Genomic DNA, 5891 nt, shown 5'->3' with positions numbered 1-5891 from the left:
CCTTCAAGGGGGAGGTAAGACCGACGGCGCACGGAGGAACATCTGATGTTCTCCTCCCTCCTCATCGCCAATCGCGGCGAGATCGCGGCGCGCGTCATGCGGACGGCGAAGCGCATGGGGCTTCGGGCCGTTGCCGTCTATTCGGATGCCGATGCCGGCGCCTATCATGTGCGGGCGGCTGACGATGCCGTCCATATCGGCCCGGCGGCGGCGAAAGACTCTTATCTCGTCATCGAAAAGATCGTCGAGGCGGCGAAGCGTTCGGGCGCCGAGGCGATCCATCCGGGCTACGGCTTCCTCTCCGAGAATGTCGCCTTCGCCGAAGCCTGCGAGAAGGCCGGGTTGATCTTTGTCGGTCCGCCTGCGTCGGCTATCAAGGCGATGGGATTGAAGGACGCCGCCAAGGCGCTGATGGAACAGGCGGGCGTGCCTGTGGTGCCGGGCTATCACGGCGCTGAGCAGGACGCGCGGTTCCTCGAGGGCGAGGCGCAGAAGATCGGCTATCCCGTCCTCATCAAGGCGGTGGCGGGCGGCGGCGGCAAGGGCATGCGCCGCGTCGACGATCCGGCATCGTTCGAGAAGGAGCTGAAGAGCGCGCAGCGTGAGGCGGGCGCCGCCTTCGGCGACGAGCGCGTGCTGATCGAGAAATATGTGACGCGGCCGCGCCATATCGAGATCCAGGTCTTTGCCGATGCGCATGGCAACGCGGTCTATCTCCATGAGCGCGATTGCTCGCTGCAGCGCCGCCACCAGAAGGTGATCGAGGAAGCGCCGGCCCCCGGCATGCCGGAAGAGATGCGCCGGGCGATGGGCGAGGCGGCGGTCGCCGCCGCCAAGGCCATCGGCTATCGCGGCGCGGGCACGGTCGAGTTCATCGCCGATGGCTCGCAAGGGCTCCGCGCCGATGCCTTCTGGTTCATGGAGATGAACACGCGGCTTCAGGTCGAGCATCCGGTGACCGAAGCGATCACCGGCACCGATCTCGTCGAATGGCAATTGCGCGTTGCGGCGGGCGAGAAACTGCCGATGACGCAGGGCGAGATTCCGCTGAACGGGCACGCGGTGGAGGTGCGCCTTTACGCCGAGGACCCAGCGAAGAAGTTCTTCCCCTCGACCGGCAAGCTCGTCCGGCTGCGGCTGCCGAAGGACGAGGGCATCCGCGCCGACATGGGCGTGGAGGAGGGCGACGAGGTCTCGATGTTCTACGACCCGATGATCGGCAAGATCGTCGCGCATGGCGAGAGCCGCGACGCCGCGCTGGCAAAGCTGCGGCGCTTCCTGCTCGACATGGAAGTCGCGGGGCCGCGCACCAATCTGGCCTTCCTCGCCGAAGTCATGGGGCACGAGGCCTTTCGGAACGCCGACATCGATACCGGTTTCATCGACCGTCATCTTGAGGCGCTGGTGCCGGTTCAGAAGCTTGACGCGAAGGTGTTCGGCGCCGCGCTGGTCGGTCATCTTGCCACGCGCGCCGAGGCGGGGCGCAAGGCGCAGGCCCGCACGCGCGAGCCATGGTCGCCCTGGGCGGCGTCTGATGGCTGGACGCTGGGTGGACGCCGAAGCGAGCTTCTGAAGCTCACGATTGGCGACGACACGCTGTCGGTCTGTGTGACGCCGGAGGGCGAGGGCTGGCGCTTCACGCATGACGGGGCGGAGCATGTCGCGAGCGGCGCGCTCAGCACCGGAGGCGAAATCGCCGCGACGGTTGACGGCAGCCGCGTCAAGGCGGGCTACGTCGCGACCGGGAAGGGCTTCGCGGTCATCCATCGCGGCGTGACGTATGAATTCGGGGTCCCCGATCCTCTCGATGTCGACGTGGCGGGAGAGGGCGACACGGGCGCGTTGAAGTCGCCCATGCCCGGCAAAATCGTCGCCGTGCTGGCGGAAGCAGGCGCCCATGTGAAGAAGGGCATGGGCCTCGTCGTCATGGAAGCCATGAAGATGGAACAGACGCTTGCGGCGGCGGCCGATGGCATCATAGCCTCGGTCAATGTCGCAGCCGGCGATCAGGTCGAGGCCGGCGCGGCGCTGGTTGTGTTCGAGGACAAGAAGGTCGAGGCGTGACGCTTCATCTCATCAAGCTCTGCGTCGGCGCGGACGACGTCGAGGATCTGCGTTCCTGGCAGGCCGAGCGACTGGCCGAGAAGCGCAAGCGCAAGGAGCCGCCGGTGCTCGCGCATATCACCCGCATGGTGCCGACGCGCGCCGCCGAAATTCTCGACGGCGGCTCGCTCTACTGGGTCATGAAGGGCGTCATCCGCTGCCGCCAGAAGCTGCTCGACATCGACCCCTTCGTCGATGGTGAGGGGATCAAACGCTGCCGCCTCGTGCTCGACCCGGAAATCGTGCTGACACGCCGCCGTGAGCGCAGACCCTTCCAGGGCTGGCGCTATTTCGAGGCGAAGGACGCGCCGGCGGATGTGAAAGGCGTCGACGAGATCGACGACATGCCCGAAGAGATGCGCCGCGAGTTGGAAGAGCTGGGATTGCTCTGAATTTGGGCACGTGAGACTGCGGCACATGCCCGCAGCGACAGGCTGACGACTTTTCCGATTTTACGATTCAGCGCGAAATCACGTCATTGAAATTGATATGACGAGAGTCGAACCATGACCTGCGAAATCATCAAGGCCGAAGCTGTCCGCGCCGTCGAGGCCTTCGCGAAAGTCGCACTTGCCTTGCGGGGCGGGACGCTCGACGGCCAGTGCACGCTTGGCTGCCCCGGATGCGACGGCAAGGCCTATTGCCAGTTGCGCAAGGCGATGATGGCGCCGCGCGACCTCTGCTGAGCGTCAGACCGGCATATTGTCGATGAGGCGTGTGCGTCCGATCTTCGCGGCGACGAGAATGCGCGCCGGACCGGTCGGGTGGCCCGATGGAAAAATTTCGAGCGTTGCCGCGTCCCGGACTTCGAGATAATCGACATGATCGAAGCCGAGGGCGCGGATGCGGTCCGCGCCGTCGCGCGTCGCCTCGGGAATGATCGCGCCGGCGGCAACTTTCGCCGCCGTCTCGCGCAGGATCACATTGAGCTGACCCGCCGCCTTGCGCTCGCTTTCGGAGAGATAGACGTTGCGCGAGGACATGGCGAGCCCGTCCGCCTCGCGCAGGATTGCCCCGCCGACGATCTCGACCGGAATGTCGAGGTCCTCGACCATGCGGCGGATGACGGCGAGCTGCTGCCAGTCCTTCTCGCCGAAACAGGCGATGTCGGGCAGGGCCTGAAGCAGAAGTTTTGAAACCACGGTCGCGACGCCCGCGAAATGTGTCGGCCGGAACTGGCCTTCGAGGGGCGCGGAAACGCCGGCGACCGAAACCGTGGTCGAAAAGCCGGGACGGTACATTTCCTCGGCGGCGGGCGCGAAAATGAGATCGCCATGCCCGACGAGTTTTTCGGCGTCGGCGGCTTCGGTGCGCGGATAGGCGCCGAAATCCTCATTGGGCGCGAACTGCGTCGGATTGACGAAGATCGAGACGACGACGCGGTCGACTTTCGATTTCGCCAGATCGACCAGCGACAGATGGCCGGCATGGAGCGCGCCCATGGTCGGCACGAGGCCGACCCTCAATCCCTGTCTGCGCCAATCGGCGATGGCGGCGCGTAGATCGGCGACCGTCCGCGCGACGGGAAGGGCATGGCTCGTCTTGTCGATCGTCATGAAGGTTCTCCGCAAAATCGGCGCGAGACTAGTCGATTACGAGCGCGCCCTCAACGCGGGCTGGCGGAGCGGGCGGAGGCTTCCTATATGGGGAGCATGCGTATCGCATTGCAGATGGCCGTGGCCGCCGCCGCTTTCTTCGGAGCGATGCCGCAGCTTGCCGCGCAGCAGTTTCCATGGGAGCCGGCAAAGCCCGTATCCCCGCCGCCGATCAACTCGGAACAGCCGAAAGCGCCGGTATTCAAGGCGCCCAAAGTCGAGCCGCCGAGCCGTATCGTGCCCGGACACAATACCACGCGAGGGTTTGTGCCGACTTACGAGAGCAAAGGACCCGTTCATGTGACGCCGGAGCCGGGGCAGAAATCCCAAGGCTGGGTGCCCGGCCACCACGACGCGAACGGCGCCTGGGTGCCGGGCCATCCTGAGTAATCAGACGAGCCGGCCCTCGATGGCGTTGCGATAGAGCCGCTCATAATCGCCGACCGTCATCGGCAGCGGGTTGCCGCCGGTCGAAGGATCCTCCAGCGCCATCGGCGCGGCTTCGGGAATGGCGTCCTCGCCGAAGCCGATCTCCTTCAACGTGTTCGGAATGCCGATCTCTTCGCGGATCGCCAGCACCCAGTCGACATAGCCGTTGAAGCTCTGGTCCTTGAGGCCCATGTAGCGCGCCGCGGCGGCGAGCTTTTCCTCGATTGCCGATTTGTTGTGAACCAGCACATAGGGCATGACGACGGCATTGGTGAGGCCGTGATGCGTGCCGCGCAGCGACGAGCAGGGATGGCTCATCGAATGCATGGCGCCGAGGCCCTTCTGGAAGGCGGTCGCACCCATCGACGAGGCCGCGAGCATATAGGAACGCGCCTCGATGTTGCTGCCCTGCTTGACCGCCGTCGGCAGCCAGTCCTTCACAAGCCGCATGCCTTCGAGCGCGATGCCTTGCGCCATCGGATGCCAGAAAGGCGAGCAGAAGGCTTCGAGATTGTGCGACAGCGCGTCCATGCCGGTGGCCGCCGTGATATGCGGCGGCAGGCCGACGGTGAGCTCCGGATCGGCGATCACCTCGGCCGGCTGCATCTTCGGATGGAAGATGATCTTCTTGGTGTGATCGCGCTCGTCGGTAATGACGGAAGCGCGGCCGACTTCCGAGCCGGTGCCGGCGGTCGTCGGCACAGCGACGATGGGGGCGATGCCCTTGGCGTCGGCGCGCGTCCACCAGTCCTCGCGGTCCTCGTAGTCCCACATCGGTCGCGTCTGCCCGGACATGAAGGCGATCGCCTTGCCGGCATCCATCGCGCTGCCGCCGCCGAAGACGACGACACCGTCATGCTTGCCGTTGCGGAAGACCTTGAGACCCGCCTCGACATCGGCGCCGACGGGATTGGGATGCACATCGGCGAAAAGGGCACTGGCAAGCCCGCTCTGCTCCAGTGAGCCGATGGCTTCCATGATCATCGGCAGGGGCTTCAGCCCCGGATCGGTGACGAGCAGCGGCCGCGATATGCCGACGGCGCGACAGGCCTCCGCCAGTTCCTTGATGCGGCCCGGCCCGAAGCGAACCTTGGTCGGATAGTTCCAGTTGGCGGAGAGAGAAGGGTACTTGTCGATCATTTCGTTTTGGTCCGCAGGTGATAGCTTTTCGGCCGCGTCAGGAATTCATAGCCGACGCGCGACAGCGTCGCGCCGCGGCCCGTATCCTTGACGCCGGTCCAGGGAAGTGCCGGATCGAGATAGTCGCAGCGGTTCATATAAAGCGTGCCGGTCTCGATCTTCTCGCCGATGGCGATAGCGGCATCCTCGTCTTCCGTCCACACAGAGGCGGTAAGGCCATAGGGACTATCGTTCATCAGTTGAACGGCTTCGTCGTCGGAACGCACCTTCATGATGCCGATGACCGGCCCGAAGGTTTCCTCGCGCATCACATCCATCTGATGATTGACGTCGACCAGAACCTGCGGCGCGAGATAGGGCGTGCCGGCTTTTGACGCGGGGAAGAGCTTTTCGTCGACGAGCGCTTTCGCGCCGCCGCGCACCGCGCTTTCGATCTGCCCACGGACGAAGGCCGCCGCGGAGGAGCGCACCATCGGCCCGAGCGTGGTCGAGGCGTCGAGCGGGCTCCCGAGCTTGTACTTCTTCGTCAGGTCGACGAAGCCCTCGACGAAATCGTCATAGACGTCGGCATGGACATAGAGCCTTTCCTTGCCGCAGCAGGACTGGCCCGAATTGAAGAAGGCG

7 protein-coding genes are annotated in these 5891 nt (G+C 65.1%); 4 read left to right on the top strand and 3 right to left on the bottom strand.

The window, feature by feature from the left end; genetic code table 11:
• The first annotated feature begins 45 nt into the window (after window positions 1–45).
• From VMR03_RS15415 to VMR03_RS15405, 3 genes are all read left to right on the top strand, one after another.
• On the top strand, window positions 46–2064 hold the full coding sequence (locus tag VMR03_RS15415; protein WP_325406772.1) for an acetyl/propionyl/methylcrotonyl-CoA carboxylase subunit alpha: 2019 nt from the start codon (window positions 46–48) through the stop codon (window positions 2062–2064).
• Window positions 2061–2495 carry a DUF1489 domain-containing protein gene (locus tag VMR03_RS15410; RefSeq protein ID WP_325406770.1) on the top strand — a complete coding sequence of 145 codons (435 nt, stop codon included), beginning with the start codon at window positions 2061–2063 and terminating at the stop codon, window positions 2493–2495. The genes VMR03_RS15415 and VMR03_RS15410 overlap by 4 nt, the downstream gene beginning before the upstream one ends.
• 114 nt (window positions 2496–2609) lie before the next feature.
• Window positions 2610–2789 (top strand): hypothetical protein, encoded by a 180-nt coding sequence (locus VMR03_RS15405; protein WP_325406768.1) that lies wholly within the window; start codon window positions 2610–2612, stop codon window positions 2787–2789.
• Window positions 2790–2792: 3 nt separating this feature from the next.
• Here VMR03_RS15405 and panC read toward each other — a convergent pair whose 3' ends face one another.
• Window positions 2793–3659 carry a pantoate--beta-alanine ligase gene (gene panC / locus VMR03_RS15400; RefSeq protein ID WP_325406766.1) on the bottom strand — a complete coding sequence of 289 codons (867 nt, stop codon included), beginning with the start codon at window positions 3657–3659 and terminating at the stop codon, window positions 2793–2795.
• A gap of 96 nt (window positions 3660–3755) precedes the next feature.
• On the opposite strand from panC, the gene VMR03_RS15395 reads away from it, so the two are divergent.
• On the top strand, window positions 3756–4088 hold the full coding sequence (locus VMR03_RS15395) for a hypothetical protein (protein WP_325406765.1): 333 nt from the start codon (window positions 3756–3758) through the stop codon (window positions 4086–4088).
• Here VMR03_RS15395 and VMR03_RS15390 read toward each other — a convergent pair whose 3' ends face one another.
• Complete coding sequence (locus VMR03_RS15390) at window positions 4089–5267, bottom strand: iron-containing alcohol dehydrogenase (RefSeq protein ID WP_325406763.1); 1179 nt, start codon at window positions 5265–5267, stop codon at window positions 4089–4091.
• The coding region (locus VMR03_RS15385; RefSeq protein WP_325406761.1) for an aldehyde dehydrogenase family protein at window positions 5264–5891 on the bottom strand (628 nt) is incomplete at its 5' end. The genes VMR03_RS15390 and VMR03_RS15385, both read right to left, overlap by 4 nt.

Origin of the sequence: Parvibaculum sp. (assembly GCF_035511255.1) — a bacterium.
Lineage (GTDB): Bacteria > Pseudomonadota > Alphaproteobacteria > Parvibaculales > Parvibaculaceae > Parvibaculum.
This window is presented reverse-complemented; position numbering and strand designations above follow the sequence as displayed.